Origin of the sequence: Synechocystis sp. LKSZ1, assembly GCF_040436315.1 — a bacterium.
GTDB lineage: Bacteria > Cyanobacteriota > Cyanobacteriia > Cyanobacteriales > Microcystaceae > Synechocystis.
The window spans coordinates 701,211-716,808 of sequence record NZ_AP031572.1 but is presented as its reverse complement, the minus strand read 5'-3'; the positions used below and the strand labels follow the sequence as shown (position 1 = coordinate 716,808).

The 15,598-nt window shown below is 52.5% G+C and carries 15 protein-coding genes; 9 read left to right on the top strand and 6 right to left on the bottom strand.

The annotated features are described in order from the left end of the window. Positions 1 to 137: 137 nt before the first annotated feature. The 4 genes from ABXS88_RS03460 (at position 138) to ABXS88_RS03445 (ending at position 5,509) form a co-directional block, all read left to right on the top strand. The gene (locus tag ABXS88_RS03460; RefSeq protein WP_353673798.1) at positions 138 to 1,370 is read left to right on the top strand and encodes an EAL domain-containing protein; all 1,233 of its coding nucleotides are present in this window, start codon (positions 138 to 140) and stop codon (positions 1,368 to 1,370) included. A 44-nt stretch (positions 1,371 to 1,414) separates the two neighbouring features. Further along, positions 1,415 to 2,821 (top strand): 3-isopropylmalate dehydratase large subunit, encoded by a 1,407-nt coding sequence (leuC, locus tag ABXS88_RS03455; protein WP_353674771.1) that lies wholly within the window; start codon positions 1,415 to 1,417, stop codon positions 2,819 to 2,821. Positions 2,822 to 2,907: 86 nt separating this feature from the next. Continuing rightward, positions 2,908 to 4,818, top strand: coding sequence for a 1-deoxy-D-xylulose-5-phosphate synthase (gene dxs / locus ABXS88_RS03450; RefSeq protein ID WP_353673797.1), 1,911 nt, complete (start codon positions 2,908 to 2,910; stop codon positions 4,816 to 4,818). A 58-nt stretch (positions 4,819 to 4,876) separates the two neighbouring features. Beyond that, positions 4,877 to 5,509 (top strand): hypothetical protein, encoded by a 633-nt coding sequence (locus ABXS88_RS03445; protein WP_353673796.1) that lies wholly within the window; start codon positions 4,877 to 4,879, stop codon positions 5,507 to 5,509. Here the strand turns inward: ABXS88_RS03445 and ABXS88_RS03440 are convergent. Continuing rightward, positions 5,498 to 6,250, bottom strand: coding sequence for a hypothetical protein (locus ABXS88_RS03440; RefSeq protein ID WP_353673795.1), 753 nt, complete (start codon positions 6,248 to 6,250; stop codon positions 5,498 to 5,500). The genes ABXS88_RS03445 and ABXS88_RS03440 overlap by 12 nt on opposite strands. Before the next feature lie 74 nt (positions 6,251 to 6,324). Here ABXS88_RS03440 and ABXS88_RS03435 point away from each other — a divergent pair, with 74 nt between their 5' ends. Together ABXS88_RS03435 and ABXS88_RS03430 are read left to right on the top strand one after the other, a co-directional pair. Beyond that, positions 6,325 to 7,206: an inositol monophosphatase family protein gene (locus ABXS88_RS03435; protein ID WP_353673794.1), complete on the top strand. Its 882-nt coding sequence runs from the start codon at positions 6,325 to 6,327 to the stop codon at positions 7,204 to 7,206. Between the two features lie 12 nt (positions 7,207 to 7,218). Next, a complete protein-coding gene (locus tag ABXS88_RS03430) occupies positions 7,219 to 7,902 on the top strand; it encodes a DUF928 domain-containing protein (protein ID WP_353673793.1) in 684 nt (227 codons plus the stop codon). 111 nt (positions 7,903 to 8,013) lie between these two features. Here the strand turns inward: ABXS88_RS03430 and ABXS88_RS03425 are convergent, their stop codons facing one another. From ABXS88_RS03425 to ABXS88_RS03410, 4 genes are all read right to left on the bottom strand, one after another. Next, positions 8,014 to 10,113: a peptidoglycan DD-metalloendopeptidase family protein gene (locus ABXS88_RS03425; protein WP_353673792.1), complete on the bottom strand. Its 2,100-nt coding sequence runs from the start codon at positions 10,111 to 10,113 to the stop codon at positions 8,014 to 8,016. Positions 10,114 to 10,617: 504 nt separating this feature from the next. After that, entirely contained in the window at positions 10,618 to 11,082 is a 465-nt protein-coding gene (locus ABXS88_RS03420; protein WP_353673791.1) for a tRNA (cytidine(34)-2'-O)-methyltransferase, read from the bottom strand. Positions 11,083 to 11,226: 144 nt separating this feature from the next. Continuing rightward, complete coding sequence (gene gshA, locus ABXS88_RS03415) at positions 11,227 to 12,372, bottom strand: glutamate--cysteine ligase (protein ID WP_353673790.1); 1,146 nt, start codon at positions 12,370 to 12,372, stop codon at positions 11,227 to 11,229. A gap of 107 nt (positions 12,373 to 12,479) precedes the next feature. Then, a complete protein-coding gene (locus ABXS88_RS03410) occupies positions 12,480 to 13,244 on the bottom strand; it encodes a YebC/PmpR family DNA-binding transcriptional regulator (RefSeq protein ID WP_353673789.1) in 765 nt (254 codons plus the stop codon). Between the two features lie 241 nt (positions 13,245 to 13,485). Between ABXS88_RS03410 and ABXS88_RS03405 the strand changes: the two genes are divergently transcribed. Beyond that, on the top strand, positions 13,486 to 13,743 hold the full coding sequence (locus ABXS88_RS03405; protein ID WP_353673788.1) for a hypothetical protein: 258 nt from the start codon (positions 13,486 to 13,488) through the stop codon (positions 13,741 to 13,743). 2 nt (positions 13,744 to 13,745) lie between these two features. Here the strand turns inward: ABXS88_RS03405 and ABXS88_RS03400 are convergent, their stop codons facing one another. Continuing rightward, entirely contained in the window at positions 13,746 to 14,210 is a 465-nt protein-coding gene (locus ABXS88_RS03400) for a hypothetical protein (RefSeq protein ID WP_353673787.1), read from the bottom strand. Between the two features lie 149 nt (positions 14,211 to 14,359). Between ABXS88_RS03400 and ABXS88_RS03395 the strand changes: the two genes are divergently transcribed. Together ABXS88_RS03395 and ABXS88_RS03390 are read left to right on the top strand one after the other, a co-directional pair. Next, positions 14,360 to 15,028 (top strand): HEAT repeat domain-containing protein, encoded by a 669-nt coding sequence (locus tag ABXS88_RS03395; protein ID WP_353674770.1) that lies wholly within the window; start codon positions 14,360 to 14,362, stop codon positions 15,026 to 15,028. Positions 15,029 to 15,065: 37 nt separating this feature from the next. Further along, the gene (locus tag ABXS88_RS03390; RefSeq protein ID WP_353673786.1) at positions 15,066 to 15,596 is read left to right on the top strand and encodes a phycobiliprotein lyase; all 531 of its coding nucleotides are present in this window, start codon (positions 15,066 to 15,068) and stop codon (positions 15,594 to 15,596) included. Positions 15,597 to 15,598: the final 2 nt, after the last annotated feature.

Genomic DNA, 15,598 nt, shown 5'->3' with positions numbered 1-15,598 from the left:
TTGATCTAACGTTAGAGATCTACATCTTTCACCTTAACTGATCCCTCCAGTCGATAGGCTATCGTAAACTCATCGAAGCTGCCCGACTCGCTCGTTTTTACCTCACTTTTCTAGAATCCTGCTCAAAACCGTTTGCCATGCCCTACTCATTACTCCAGTCCCTTCCCGTCCGCCCTTTCAAAGCGGGGGATACTATCTTCCGAGAAGGGGAAGTGGGGGACTTTGCCTACATCATCGAAGAAGGAGAAGTCGAGATCTGGACAACAGTACAGGGCCAAAGGCTAGTGCTCAATGTGCTGAGCAAGGGCAGTCTCTTTGGGGAATTGGCCCTGGTGGATCAAAAGCCGCGTTCCGCCTCGGCAACGGCCCAGACGGATTGTTTGCTCATGGTGGTCACCAACGAGCAAGTTAAACAACGCATCCAGGAAGCAGATCCAATTCTCCGTCTATTACTTCTGGTCGTTTTACGCTATTTTCGGTCAGAAACCACCCATTTCCGCGGGGCCAAGCCGGAACAATCTCTAACCCTCTATCCCGCGGCTGAAGCAGAACAGAGTTTATCGGCCCGCATTGGTGAAGCCGTGGATCTGATTCGCATGGAAGGAGAGTTACGGGAGGCCCTCCACCAAGGGCAATTTAGCTTGGCCTACCAACCCATTGTTAATTTACGGACAAACCGCCTGGAAGGCTTCGAGGCCCTGATCCGTTGGCAGAGTCCTCGGCGAGGCTTGATTCGTCCCGATATTTTTATTCCCCTGGCCGAGGCCACTTCGCTGATTATTCCCCTGGGGCAATGGGTGATTCAACAGGGCCTAACCGACCTAAAGCAACTCCAGACCCAGCATGCTCATCCCTTGTTCATGAGTTTCAATATTGCCAGTCGTCAAATTGAAGGAGGAGATTTTGTCCCCGGCCTATTGGAGACGGCAAAAACATTAGGTGTTAAACCCCAGCAGATCAAATTGGAAATTCTAGAACGGGCCCTCTTCAATCGAGATATGGCCATGCATTGGGTACAAGCTTGTCGTCAGGAGGGCTTTTTGTTGGCGTTAGATGACTTTGGCACGGGTTACTCCAGCCTGCAATATCTCAATGAATACAAACTGGATACAGTCAAGATCGATAAATCCTTTGTTCAAGGTCTGGAACACCACAGCAATAGCCGCAGTATTTGTCAAGCGGTGATCAATTTAGCGGCGGCCCTGGGTATGACCGTGGTAGCGGAAGGGGTCGAGACCCTGGCTCAGGCCAGTCTTTTGGCGGAGATGGGCTGTGCCTATGGCCAGGGTTATCTGTTTGCTAAGCCCCTTTCCCTCAACCAAGCCCGGGCTTGGCAGTCACCGTGCCCGGAGGTTCCCGGAAACCGCTAAAATAAGAAGCCGAGTATCGCCACACCGTGTTAGGGAGAGGGATGATGAGTGAAAGAACCTTGTTTGATAAAGTTTGGGATTTGCATACCGTCCAGACCCTCCCCTCGGGCCAGACCCAACTGTTCATTGGCCTACACCTGATCCATGAAGTGACCAGTCCCCAGGCCTTTGCCATGCTCCGGGAGCGGGGCCTAAAAGTTTTGTACCCAGAACGGACTGTGGCCACGGTAGACCACATTGTTCCCACCGAGAACCAGGCCCGGCCCTTCCAAGACGGTTTAGCGGAAGAAATGATCCAGGCCCTGGAGCGCAATGTTCAAGAACAGGGGATTCGCTTCTATAACATCGGTTCCGGTAGCCAAGGCATTGTCCACGTCATTGCCCCAGAACAGGGCCTAACCCAACCCGGCATGACCATTGCCTGTGGTGATTCCCATACCTCCACCCACGGGGCCTTTGGAGCGATTGCTTTGGGCATTGGGACGTCTCAAGTGCGGGATGTGCTAGCTTCCCAGACCCTGGCCTTGGCTAAGCTCAAGGTACGCAAAATTGAAGTGAATGGCCCGCTGGCCCCCGGCGTTTATGCCAAAGATGTGATTTTGCACATTATCCGTAAACTAGGGGTAAACGGCGGGGTGGGGTACGCCTATGAATACGCTGGCTCTACTTTTGCGGCCATGACCATGGAAGAACGGATGACGGTTTGTAATATGTCCATTGAAGGGGGCGCCCGTTGTGGCTACGTCAATCCCGACGCCATCACCTTTGCCTACCTCAAGGATCGAGACTTTGCCCCTCGTGGCCAGGACTGGGATAAAGCGGTGGCCTGGTGGCAGGGCCTAGCCAGTGACGTCGATGCGGTTTACGACGACGTGGTGCGCTTTGAAGCCAGCGAGATTGAACCCACGGTCACTTGGGGCATTACCCCTGGCCAGGGCATTGGTATTAGTGAACCCATTCCTAGCCCGGAGAGTCTCGACCCCGAGCAACGGGCCATTGCTCAGGAGGCCTATCAGTATATGCAACTCCAACCGGGCCAGTCCCTGAAGGGAATCCCCATTGATGTTTGTTTTGTGGGTAGTTGTACCAACGGCCGTCTGAGTGACCTCCAGGAAGCCGCCAAGTTGGCCCAGGGCCGTCAGGTCGCACCAGGCGTCAAGGCATTTATTGTGCCCGGTTCAGAACGGGTTAAACAGGCCGCTGAAGCCGAGGGCCTTGACCAGATTTTTAAGCAAGCCGGCTTTGAATGGCGCGAGGCGGGTTGTTCTATGTGCTTGGCCATGAACCCCGATAAACTCCAGGGGAATCAGATCAGCGCTTCGTCTTCTAACCGCAACTTCAAGGGTCGTCAAGGTTCTGCGACAGGGCGCACCCTACTGATGAGTCCCGCTATGGTAGTGGCGGCGGCAGTGACGGGGCGAGTGACCGATGTCCGAAAACTGCTAGCCTAAACGATTCCTCCAGGGTCGAAACCGGGCGAAAAAATAGACTACAGTGAGAAATAACCCACACAAAATCCATCTATAGTAATTTCCCTATGCACATAAGCGAACTGACCCATCCTAACCAGTTACATGGGCTGTCAATCCGGCAACTGGAGGAGATTGCTCGTCAAATCCGCGAGAAACATCTGCAAACCGTCGCTACCAGTGGGGGGCATTTAGGCCCTGGTCTGGGCGTGGTGGAGTTAACCATTGCCCTCTACTACACCCTAGACCTCGATCAAGATAAGGTCATCTGGGATGTGGGCCACCAGGCCTATCCCCACAAGCTATTAACGGGACGCTATGATCGCTTCCATACCCTCCGACAAAAGGATGGCATTGCAGGCTACCTCAAGCGATGTGAAAGTCAGTTCGACCATTTTGGAGCCGGCCACGCCTCCACCAGTATTTCTGCTGGACTGGGAATGGCCCTGGCGCGGGATGCCAAGGGGGAAGATTTTAAAGTGGTCTCGATTATTGGTGATGGTGCCCTGACGGGGGGCATGGCCCTGGAAGCCATTAACCATGCTGGCCATCTGCCCCACACCAACCTAATGGTGGTATTGAACGATAACGAAATGTCCATTTCTCCCAACGTGGGGGCCATTTCTCGCTACTTGAACAAAGTCCGCCTCAACCCCGCTGTTCAAAATTTAGCCGACAATCTGGAGGAGCAATTCAAACATTTGCCTTTCTTCGGCGATTCCCTCAGCCCGGAAATGGAACGCCTGCGGGAAGGCATGAAGCGTCTGGCAGTGTCCAAGGTGGGCGCCGTGATTGAAGAATTGGGCTTTACCTACTTTGGCCCCATTGATGGCCATAACCTCCAAGAGCTCATCGATACCTTTAAGCAGGCCCAAAAAGTCCATGGCCCGGTTCTTGTTCATGTGGCAACAGTGAAGGGCAAGGGTTACGACCTAGCGGAAAAAGACCAAGTGGGGTATCACGCCCAGAGTCCTTTCAATCTGTCTACCGGTAAGGCCTACCCTTCCAGCAAGCCTAAGCCCCCCAGTTATTCCAAGGTTTTTGCCCACACCCTAACGAAATTAGCGGAAGAAAATCCCCGCATTATGGGCATTACCGCCGCCATGGCCACCGGAACGGGCCTGGATAAACTTCAAGCCAAATTACCTCAGCAATATATTGATGTCGGCATTGCAGAACAGCACGCCGTCACCCTAGCGGCGGGCCTGGCCTGTGAAGGGATTCGGCCAGTCGTCGCTATCTATTCGACCTTTCTGCAACGGGCCTACGACCAAGTCATCCACGATGTCTGTATTCAAAACCTGCCGGTCTTTATCTGTATGGATCGGGCTGGCATTGTCGGCGCCGACGGGCCGACCCACCAGGGCATGTACGATATTGCCTACCTACGCTGTATTCCCAACCTAACGATCATGGCCCCCAAAGATGAAGCCGAACTCCAGCGAATGCTGGTGACGGGGGTGAACTATACCGCTGGCCCCATTGCCATGCGCTACCCTCGGGGCAATGGCATCGGAGTGCCCTTGATGGAAGAGGGTTGGGAAGGTCTGGAGATTGGCAAGGGAGAAATTCTTCGTCACGGCGATGATGTGCTCCTGTTGGGCTACGGCTCAATGGTCTATCCGGCCCTGCAGGTGGCGGAAATTCTCGGTGAACACGGCATCCAGGCCACTGTTGTCAATGCTCGTTTTGTCAAACCCCTAGATACGGACTTGATTGTTCCCCTCGCTGAGCGGATCGGCAAGGTTGTCACCCTAGAAGAAGGTTGTCTGATGGGCGGGTTTGGCTCGGCCGTCGCCGAAGCCCTACTGGATCATCAGGTATTAGTGCCAGTCAAACGCCTAGGGGTTCCCGACATCCTGGTGGATCATGCGACACCGGCAGAATCCATGGCAGATCTGGGCCTGACTCCACCACAAATGGCTGATGATGTCCTGAAAACTTTTTTCCGTCGCCAGGCCCCTGTTGCTGTCTGTTAGCCCCCACAACCTCTGATCCCCGGCTGGGGTAGCCTCAATTGCCAATATAAAATCTGGAATGAAAACATTTTTGCTGGTTCTCGCTCTTCTGTCTGGAATCTTGGGCCTGACCTCCCCTTCCCAGGCCCAATCGGTTAACCAAAATAGACAAAGTTTCTTTGAAACGGGCCGCTTGCGGTCTGACGATACCCTGTGGTTCCGTTCACCTCCCGATGGGATTATTCCTACAAGAGAACGCTCCAATGCTTGGCAATTGGTTGTGTTTCGTCAAGGGGGAGTATCCTTCTGGATGCCCCCTGGCGTCCTTAGCCGGGAAGATGTGGCCCTAACGACTAGCCTTGGTGATCTGAATTTTCAAACCTTAGATTCTAGTCAAGCCGATCGTCGCTATGTAGCGGGTTATGCGCCCAACCTTACTCCCCAACAGGTCAAAAATCCCCTAATTTTACTGGATGCCCTCCAGCAAAAGGTAGCGCCCTCCGACCAATTTAAACTTACCAACAATCGCCGGGTTAACCTCGATCAGTATCCAGGCCGGGAGTTAACCTTTCGCAGTGCTGAAGAAACCATTATTTTCCGGGCCTATTTGGTGCAAGACCGGGCCTACGTGATAGGAATTCGCTTCACCGGTTCTGATCAACAGGAACGAGCCAGCCGGGCCTTTCTCAATGGCCTGCAACTACTCCCCTAGGATAACTTTATCGGCTAGTTGACGGTTTAAGATCCGGGGAATCGGGACAGGAACAGGAGAAACAGGAAAATAATCCAACAGGGCCTGACGAATCCGGGGATCGGTTTCCTGGCTCCATAGCAGTTGAAAATAATCTTGCAGTTCGGCTTGTTCGGTTTCACTCAGTTGCCCTTGCTGGAGCCGCTTGCCCAATTGGCGAATAATAATCAAACGTTGGAGACGGTCGCCCTGGGCCAATTGGAGAAGTAACTGTTCCCATTGCTGGTGATGCCTTTGGGAGCGTTGTTGCGTGATCTGCCAGGCCAATAAACCCAAGGTTGTTAAGGTGGCCATTCCCTCCAGCAGAATGGCTGTGGCCAACCAACGGTCACTGCTATGGCTCCAGACCATCGCAGCCCCGTAACTACCAAGGGCAACCAGACCACCGCCAGCGGCCGCGAGGGCCAATTGCCCCTGATGGGTGTGAGCTAGATTTAACCAGCGTCGCCAGTCAGACCGCCAAGAGGAATTAAGGATAAGATAAATCACCGCTACACTGACCATACCGCTGGCTGTGGCAAGGGTAACCGGCCAATCCACATCCCACATTAACGTTGCGGCTAAGGATGCCAGACTCCAGCGTCCCCATTTTTTTAGGCTAGGCTGCTGCACCAGTAGACTACCTTCCCGGGCGAGTTGCCCCAAGACTTGAGCAATAAAACGAGGTGAAAGTACTAGCCGAGGGAACCGAACCTGGGTCACGGGAAATTCCTAAAGGGGGACGATAGCGGTATCCTGGGGGATGGGCTGTCCTTTACTATACCAATGAATTCGCTATGGAGATGCACTGGCCGGAGGTTCTCGAGTTTTGTCAACACACAACGGCGGAGCTTGCCCTTTTTCTTGCCACTAAATTTGCCAAGGTCGTCGCCGACCGAAAGCAAGATGGAAGCTTGGTCACTGAGGCCGACCAATGGACAGACCAGGAACTCCGACTCCGCTTGAGCCAACGCTTCCCTACCCATGGCCTATTGACGGAAGAAACCAGTCATATTTTCCCGGCTAACGATTGGTGTTGGGTCATCGATCCCATTGATGGAACCACCAATTTTACGAGGGGAATTCCCATTTGGGGCATTTCCCTGGGCCTGCTCTACCGTGGTACTCCCGTCTTTGGTTTTGTTCATTTTCCCCTGCTTCAGCAATCGTTTTGGGGCTACTGGTTCCAAGGCAGTGGCCTGACAGGGCCGACGGGGGCCTATCTCAATGGAGAGCCGATCCACGTGAGTACTGATCAACCCAGCTCCAACCATCTCTTTAATCTCTGTGCCCGGAGTATGGCCATCATGGTCAAGCCCTTTCCCTGTAAATTTCGCTTGATGGGCGTTGCTAGCTACAATATCTTGCTGGTGGCGGCAGGAACGGCCCTGGGGGGAGCAGAAAAAACGCCTAAAATTTGGGATATTGCCGGGGCCTGGCCCATTTTACGGGCCGCCGGGGGCAGTTTTCTCTTCCTCGGTTCAGGTTCTATCTTTCCCCTTCAGGTCGGCCGGGACTACGGCCATTATCCGGTTCCCTGTCTGACCGCTAGCCAACCAGCTCTGCTGGAACAGTTTCGGCCTCTAGTTATGCCAATTTTAGAGTCGCCCCCCCCGGAGTCACAATTGCGGAATGAAGTCGCTAAGATTGAAGCAGAGCAGACATTCTCTCAACCATAGGTCAAAGTTTGTATGTTGACAAAATCTATCGGCTTGGCCCTGGCCGCCTGGGGAATTTGGACGCCAATGCTTCTGGCTTCCCCGGGTACAAATGAAGTATGGCTGAGTCTGAAATTTCCTACTTCCGCAGAACGGGGCGCCCCCACCGCAACTAGTGGAGCCGGAACCCGAGGCAGTAGTTGTTTGGGGCCAACGCAACTCCAGGTCATAGCCCCAGAAGTGGAATCGTTAACAACGACCAGTAATCCCCATCTCTTTGTCTATGTCCCCACAACCACTTTAGAGGAAGGACAAGTGCTCCTCGTTGATGCCCAAGGTCGGGAAGTCTATGAAAGTACGGTCAAGCTCCCTAGTCAAGCGAGTATTTTGAACCTTGCTCTGCCAACGTCTGTCTCCCTAGATTTTAATCAATCCTATACTTGGCAGTTTTCCATTAGCTGTCAGGGCAAAACTGATTATGTTGAAGCTAATCTAAGACGGGTAGAAATAGCACCAACCCTCAAAAGCCAATTGGCCCAGGCAAAAACCCCCCTAGATCAGGCCCAATTCTATGCTAACCAGCAAATCTGGCAGGATACTCTGCAGGCCCTAGCTCCTTTGCAGTCCACCCAACCCCAGGAATGGCAGGAATTATTAACCTCCGTTGGGCTAAAATCCCTAGCCCCCTATCCTATCCAGCTCATTCAGCTCAAATAGCTAGGGATCATGGACGAGGGATTGACAAGGCCACAAGCGTCTTCTTGCTACAGAGAGGGACGTGCAGCCCATCTTTGACAGGGTCATCGCCCCCCAGAAATTAGAAATTAATCAGCGTCTCTGGGGAAGCATGGCTATTGGATTGACCGCTGTTTTTCCATCGGGACGAATCTCGAAGTGGAGGTGGGGGCCGGTGCTTCGTCCCGTACTTCCCATCTCTGCGACTTGTTGGCCCTGTTGAACAAGCTCGCCGGTGCGAACCAAAACGCGATTGGTATGACCGTAGTAGGTCACACTACCATCAGCATGGCGAATTTTAACTAAGTTTCCAAACCCACCAGAATTCCAGCCAGCAAAAATAACTTCGCCGGGGGCGGCGGCCATAATTGGTGTGCCAATGGGGGCTGCGATATCAATACCTCGGTGGGGACGGCCCCAACGACGGCCAAAACCAGAGGTCAACACTCCCTTAGCGGGCCAGATATAACCCGTAAATTCCTTTGGTGACTCTGGAAATTCAGGGCTAACTTCAATGCCGACAGGCAATTGGAGTTCATCATTGTATTCTTCTGGTGAAACCGGTGCAGCGCCAACAATTTGGGAGTCCTCAAGATTTCGAGCATTGGAACGGGCGCCATAGTTGCGTTGAATTTGCTCTAGGGCTGTGCGGGGTGCCGTAAAGCCCCTGGGCAGGGAGCGGTTGCTCTGGGACGGTTGACGCTGAGCATTCCACTGGGGATTGATATCATAGGCATCTAAAGATTCTTGACTAGCTGGCTCCACCGTCAATGGAATCGCCCCTGGAGTAGCTGCCTGGTGTTGGCTGGAGGATGGGAGTTGGGCCACCTCAGCTTTCAGCCGTTGGGTTTCCTGGGCTAAAGGATTCTCGGTTGTCGTCACTGTCGGTTGGACAGCAACATCCGGCAGTAAACCCACCGTGGTGCGGGGAGTCCTGGACTGGGACGTCGCTGTAGGTGTGACCAGACGAGGCAGGGCAGGAGCTGGAGCGACTGCGACTTGGTGCTGAGGGATCACCAGAGTCTGGTTAACTTGAATTAAATTAGGGTTATCAATGCTGTTAGCCCGTAGGATTGCCTCTGGTTTGAGTCCGTGCTGACGGGCAATGTAATTAATCGTATCTCCCGGTTTGACCTGATAGGTTAAGGTCGCTGCGGGGGCCGAACTCCCCTGGGGCACCAGTTGAGGAGATGCCATTGCTTGGGAGCGGACAGTTGAGGTTTCTGGGGGAATAACGGGAATATTAATCGGCTGATTAAAGGCTGTTACAGTGGGTCGTTGAGGAATGGAGGCTACTGGGGGCTCTTGGGTTCGTGGGATCAACTCGGATTCCGGCTTACGAGGTATAGGAGGAGTGGCTAGCACTGGAGGTAGCGGAGTAGATTGTGCCGGTAGACGAGTCACCTCCGCCCTAGGTTGCTTCGGCGGTAGAATAGCAGCGTCGGGAGTAGGGACAAAAATGGGCACGGGCCGATTCAATTCCGAGATGGGGGCCGGGGCCGGAGGAACAGAAATACCGGCTTCCTGGGCTGCTGCCTGGAGTTTTTCCGACAAAACGGGGGCTTCTGCCGGAATGACTTGGATGGGCTGACTGACATCAGCTACCTCGGCTTGAATTTCGGGTGCCGGGCTAGCTAAAGCTACGGGGGAATGACTGGAAACTTGGCGGGGTTGTGGTTCGGATCGTTGGGGCTCAGGAAGTGATTGAGGCGAAGCACTAACCAGCGTCGGACGGAGAGGGGGGATTGAAGCAAGGGGAAGCAGAGGGACGCGGGAGGTTGTGGAGGGAATTTTGAGCGTCTGCCCTTCTACTAGTGGAGTATCGGTCGTGATTTGATTCGTGGCGGCAATGAGTTCGGGGCTCAGATGGAAGTCTTGGCTAATTTGCCAGATGGTCTCTCCTGCTCGGACTTGGTACTTGAGGCTAGGTGGCGCCAAGTTGGAAGCAGCTATGGTTTCTGGGGGCTTCGGTTCTAGACTCGGGACTTCAGGGGTTGAGGAAAGCGATAGCTTGGCCAGGGTAGTAGTTGCAGTCTCGGTTTCAGTACTTGTCGTTGCGTTGGCTCGATGAGAAAGAACGAGACTAGAGGCACTCATGGAGATAGCTAGTCCGAGGAGAGCCGCGGAGCGGCGGACTCGACGATATCCCTCACTTTCAGTCAACAAGCTTTCCGAGGCCTTCACGAATGGCATCAATAAATTGTCGGCTGATCCGGATAAGCATGAGGGAGTCAGTGTGACCTTCTGTTTGAATATGTCTTTCAAGAAGAACCTCCTGGTGTGTGAACGAGCGTTGAACACGCTAATGACCGATGTTGATCACGACGGTCAGTTCTAGAGTAAAGGGAAGCAACCAATGAACAAGAGCACTAATTTGGTCGGTATACTCAGGATTAATTGCTCTGCAAAGATTAACTTGCTTTCCCAATTTAGACAAGTCTGGGTCTAGGCCTTGCCTCCCTGAGTCACCTCAATCTAGACAGTGTCCAATCAAACTTGTGCAATAGACGGAGTTGACAGAATAATGTTTCTATGAAACAGGCTAATTTCCCCGCCTCCAAAGATTTGACCGATTTCCCAGGAAAGCAAGGCGTCTGCCAAGAGCCAGTTCAAGCCTATTAGAGATAATAATCAGGCCTCTACCGAAATTAAGCACCAGAAATATAGAAATTTCTTATCAATGAGCCGATTTTGTACTCATGAATCAAAGTACTTTAACTGGCGATAGGCCTCAAAGAGAGCAATAGCGGCACTCGCCGACAAGTTCAAACTCCGCACTGCACCAGCAGGCATGGGAATGTAGAGGAGATGAGTGCATTGGGCCCGGAGTTCTGCTGGCAGGCCATCACTTTCACTGCCAAAGAGCAGCCAATCCGTTGCCTGGAATTCGTAGTCTAGATAACTATCTGTTCCCCTCACACTGAAGCCAACCAGGTTGCCTCCGACCGTTTGCCAATGAGCCAGAAAAGCTGCCACGTCAGGATAGTAGTGAAGATCGACATGGGGCCAGTAGTCTAGGCCAGCTCGCTTCAGATAACGGTCACTTAACTCAAATCCTAGCGGGCCAACTAAATGTAACGAGGTGGCTGTGGCAGCGCATGTACGGGCAATATTGCCTGTATTGGGGGGAATTTGAGGATGAACCAAAACGACCTGTACCATGGCGACAATCGAAGCAGAGTGATTAATTCAGCTAATTATCCTACCGAAAAATACTTATCTTTACCCCCTAACTTATAAAAAATACTTATTCAGCTTTCCAAGCTGACAGGATTTATGAATTTTTATTGAAATAGACCGCCAATTTTAGGCCACCAGGGCGGGGAGACAGAGGTCTTCGGCGAGGCGCTGTTCTTCTTGTTCTGTATCGAAAATGGCCTGTTGCAGAATAACCGATAATGAAATCCCCTTCTGGTACTGCTGGAGCCACTGCTGGGCCATGTTGCCCTGACGCAGGATAGTCTGTACTGGAGAGAGAAAACAACTAAAGCCCTGGGCCTTGGCAAGAGGATACACCGATGTATACAGCTCTTCTATCCAGTCTCGGGCCTGGATCGGACGCCCATCCTGCCAATGGAATAAGGTCGCGTCCAAACTGGATTGGGCGGCAAGGGTCTCATTCTTATCCGTTAATTCCAGCAACCTGTCCGGGGCTAAGGAACTAGCCTGGAGAGGATCGAGGCTCGGGTCAAGGGCCAGTTGCATTAAACGCGCTTCCAGGAGGGCCACAATGGCCAGCAGATGGAGGGGATTAGTAACTAAATCACAGATGCGGAGTTCTAACCGATTGAGATTATAGGGGCGGTTATCGCCATTGGGCCGCACCGAGGCCCAGAGATGACGGACATTCTGCATGGTACCCAACTGCAATTGTTGTTCCGTCCACTCAATAAAGTGGCCATGACTGGTAAAAAGGGGAACTTGGGGCGGCGTTTTGGGAAAGACTTGCCAACGACTGGAATGGGCCCCCGTCACCCGGCCATCAAAGAAGGGAGAGGAGGCACTCAGGGCCAGATACAGCGGCGCTTCTAGACGAACTAGACGACAGGCCTGGAGTAGGTGTTCTGGGTCGGCAATACCGATGTTGATATGGACACTGGCCGTCACCACCGTCGGGCCGTAGGTCTGCTCAATGTAGCTATGGTAGGGATTTTGTGGATCGGAGCGGTAAAATACTTGCCCACCGCCGAGGGAAAGGCAACTGCCGGGAATAAGAGTATAGTCACCCAGGCTTGCTAGGTACTGACGCAATTGACGGCGTGGACGCAAAATAGCACAGAGTAAGCGGTCATAGCTCTGAAACGGGGCCGTCGTGTATTCCACGTTGCGACTATCGGGTTCTCGTACAAAGCCCGTTAGGTCTTGCACAATTCGGTCGGATAAACCGATGATCTGGCCTTGGGGGGTGCCGGTATAGATTTCAATTTCGAGGCCCTTGGTTAGCAGTCCCATGCACACTTAATTCCTATGACGATATCGGTGTTGTCCAGGGTGACTACCTCGGTCAACATTTTTCTATTATCGACCATGGACCGAAGCTTACTGGCAATCATTGATGGCTATTCAGCCAATCCGAGCAGGGCCTCCACCAGTTCAAAATTCGTAGTCACAGACTGTACATCATCCAGGTTTTCTAACACATCAACCAATTTTAAGAGGGCCTGGGCCTGCTCTTCATCTGTCACTTCTACTATATTTTCGGGAATCCAGCGCAGTTCACTCTCGGCCACCGTCAAGCCAGCATTTTTGAGACTCTGAACTAGGTTTTCCGTATTCGCCACATTGGTAAATAATTCTACGCCGCCCCCTTCCGCTTCATCTAGCCATTCGTAGGTTTCGGCTTCTCCGGCCAGGGCCGCCTCCAACAGGGATTCTTCACTGACTGTCCCACTCAAACGCACCACACCTTTCTGAGTAAACATCCAGCTGACACAGCCCGTTTCCCCGAGGTTGCCGCCCTTTTTACTAAAAGCGGCTCGGAGATCGGCAGCGGTACGGTTGCGATTATCCGTCAGAGCCTCGACCAGGATGGCGATGCCCCCCGGGCCATAACCTTCGTAACGAATAGCCTCAAAATTGGCTTCGCCACTGTCGTAGGTGCCGGCCCCCTTGGCGATGGCCCGTTCGATATTCTCGTTGGGAATCCCCGCAGCCTTGGCCTTTTCAATGGCCGTTCTCAATTGAAAATTGCCAGCGGGATCCGGTAGCCCGTTACGAGCCGCGACAATGATGGCCCGTGAGAGTTGAGTAAAGGTCTTGCCCTTTTTAGCATCGACCCGGGCCTTTTGTCGTTTGATATTTGCCCATTTACTATGACCAGCCATGCACTTGTTTCAAAATACGGTGAACCAATGGTTAGCTTAGCGTGGAAGCATATCGACAGTGAACTACTCTTGATACGCTGGGAACGACGTTGCGCCCGACGCAGGAAATATAAATTTTTGTAAATAGTGGCTTGGCCTCTTCTCAAAGATTAGAGTCAGCCCTTACGATAGCGGATACTTTTTGAATTCTCTAGACCATTGACTTAATAACCTTGGTTAACGACTGAGGAGATTTAGCACTATGACTAGCGCTCTTTGTACCCGCTCTCCCTTAGCCCAAAATCCTCAAGCCCTCTCCTGCCATAGCCTTGGCCAAATCCTGATTAGAAAAAAGTTAATTTCTGAATACCAGCTTCTGGAAGCTGTGGAACTCCAGCATTCCTATCGCCTCAAACTGGGGGAACTATTGGTACGCTGCGGCTATATTGCCCCGACCCAACTCGAGGAAGCACTCCGAGAACAGCAATGGCGACGCCAAGGCCTGTGGGTGATTGGCTAACCCTACAACGAGGCATCCGTTTCCGGGGCCAGGGTCAGTCCTTGGCCAGATTTAGGTAGTAAATCCGTCAAAGACTGAAGGGATAGGCCGGCCCGTTGGGCCGCTTCCTGTAAAGCAGTTTCAAACTGTGTAATGTGTTCACCATAACCACAGAGTTGAGCAGTTACAGCCAGGCCTTGGTTGGCATTGGCTCGAGCACAGTCGAGCAGTTCAGAGCCCTCTAGGGGATACTGACCTGATAGCAAGCGTTCCTTCGACTCTCCCCAAAAGGCACTGTAGGTCCAAATTTCTTCCTGGGGATTGGTTTCTAAAGACCAGCGATAGACAGCCGCCTGGGGTTGAACCCCAATTTCCAAGAGTTTTGCGCCCATGTAGTATTCTTTCTGGCGTTTCGTTTGTTCCTTTTCAGAAAAGGATAAACCCTTGGAGAGGGAAAAGGTCAGGTGGGCGTGGGTGGATTTACTCATAGGAATGGCCAGGTCAGGACAGAATAGCTCGCTACCAGGAGCCTTATTCGTATCTTAGCCGACCCCTATCCTCGAGAAGGGAAAGCGACCCAGTCCAGGAAAGAAAATCGTTAGAATAGGATTTATGTAAAGAAATGTTGAGCATTCTCATGAATCCCCTGACCCTAGAGCAAATTGCCACTCAGCTAGATAGTCCCAATTCCAAAGACCGGATGATTGCCCTGGCCTCGCTCCGGCCCTATTCTGGCGAAGAAGCTGTGCCCCTAATTAAAAAAGTCCTCAACGATGAAATTCTACAAGTCCGTTCCATGGCGGTTTTTGCCCTAGGGATTAAGCAAACGGAAGAGTGCTATCCCATCTTGGTTCAACTACTCGAAACCGATCCTGACTACGGCATCCGGGCCGATGCGGCTGGGGCCTTGGGTTACCTCGCTGACAATCGGGCCCTCGAACCCCTCAGCCGAGCTTTCTATGAAGATACGGAATGGCTGGTACGCTTTAGTGCCGCCGTTTCCCTAGGCAATCTCCAGGATATCCGAGCTAAAGAGGTACTCCTAGCGGCCCTGGAAAGCGAAGAAACCGTTCTCCAGCAAGCGGCCATTGCTGCCCTAGGGGAAATTCGGGCTGTTGATACCGTAGAAGCCATTTTAAAATTTGCTAGTTCTGACGATTGGTTGATTCGTCAACGTCTGGCGGAGGCCCTGGGTAACCTCCCCACTGACCAAAGCCGCTCCGCCCTCCGCTTTCTCGCCAAGGATGAACATCCCCAAGTTAGCCAAGCGGCGACCCTTTCCCTGGAACGCCTCGAAATGCCCTAAAATAGGTCGAATCTGGTCAATTCGGTCTCTATTTTTCATGGAACTCCAAGCATACCTAGCATCCTGGCAAGGCAAATGGTTCTCCCAACGCACCCACTACAATTTTCAGCAACAGCAGGCAGAAAATCATAAATCCGAATTGGCCATTGAGGTTCTAACTGAGCTTGAACCTGACTTCCAAGCGGCCCTAGAACAACATCAGATCCCGGTGACAGAAGCCCCATTGGCCGTTAAAGTGAACTGGGATACCTCAGTCGATTGGGGAAAACCAAAGCAAACGGGAGGCCTCGTCTATGTTTTTGTGCCTACAGAACAATCGGGCCAAGGAACGCTCCTACGCCTGGCCCTTGGGCCAGTTAAGGGCCAGGCCCTGCAGGGAAAATATGTTTTGGCCCCCGATGAAAGTTTATCCCTCTGGCTCCAGGATCAAGAGACTCGTATTGAAGAACGGTTGTGGTTTGCGAGCCCGAATCTCCGGCTCCGCACCTGTTTGATTCAACAAGGGGGCCAATTTAGCTATAGTGCGTTTTATTCGGAAATCCGTAAGCTATCCTCTCCGACTCAATAAAC

Excerpts from the sequence above, each read along its gene's own strand:
- ABXS88_RS03400 (WP_353673787.1), bottom strand. The coding sequence starts at position 14,210 with ATGAGTAAATCCACCCACGCCCACCTGACCTTTTCCCTCTCCAAGGGT.
- ABXS88_RS03430 (WP_353673793.1), top strand. The coding sequence starts at position 7,219 with ATGTTGACAAAATCTATCGGCTTGGCCCTGGCCGCCTGGGGAATTTGG.
- ABXS88_RS03425 (WP_353673792.1), bottom strand. The coding sequence starts at position 10,113 with ATGCCATTCGTGAAGGCCTCGGAAAGCTTGTTGACTGAAAGTGAGGGA.
- gshA (WP_353673790.1), bottom strand. The coding sequence starts at position 12,372 with ATGGGACTGCTAACCAAGGGCCTCGAAATTGAAATCTATACCGGCACC.
- ABXS88_RS03395 (WP_353674770.1), top strand. The coding sequence starts at position 14,360 with ATGAATCCCCTGACCCTAGAGCAAATTGCCACTCAGCTAGATAGTCCC.
- dxs (WP_353673797.1), top strand. The coding sequence starts at position 2,908 with ATGCACATAAGCGAACTGACCCATCCTAACCAGTTACATGGGCTGTCA.
- leuC (WP_353674771.1), top strand. The coding sequence starts at position 1,415 with ATGAGTGAAAGAACCTTGTTTGATAAAGTTTGGGATTTGCATACCGTC.
- ABXS88_RS03420 (WP_353673791.1), bottom strand. The coding sequence starts at position 11,082 with ATGGTACAGGTCGTTTTGGTTCATCCTCAAATTCCCCCCAATACAGGC.
- ABXS88_RS03410 (WP_353673789.1), bottom strand. The coding sequence starts at position 13,244 with ATGGCTGGTCATAGTAAATGGGCAAATATCAAACGACAAAAGGCCCGG.
- ABXS88_RS03390 (WP_353673786.1), top strand. The coding sequence starts at position 15,066 with ATGGAACTCCAAGCATACCTAGCATCCTGGCAAGGCAAATGGTTCTCC.
- ABXS88_RS03460 (WP_353673798.1), top strand. The coding sequence starts at position 138 with ATGCCCTACTCATTACTCCAGTCCCTTCCCGTCCGCCCTTTCAAAGCG.
- ABXS88_RS03435 (WP_353673794.1), top strand. The coding sequence starts at position 6,325 with ATGGAGATGCACTGGCCGGAGGTTCTCGAGTTTTGTCAACACACAACG.
- ABXS88_RS03405 (WP_353673788.1), top strand. The coding sequence starts at position 13,486 with ATGACTAGCGCTCTTTGTACCCGCTCTCCCTTAGCCCAAAATCCTCAA.
- ABXS88_RS03445 (WP_353673796.1), top strand. The coding sequence starts at position 4,877 with ATGAAAACATTTTTGCTGGTTCTCGCTCTTCTGTCTGGAATCTTGGGC.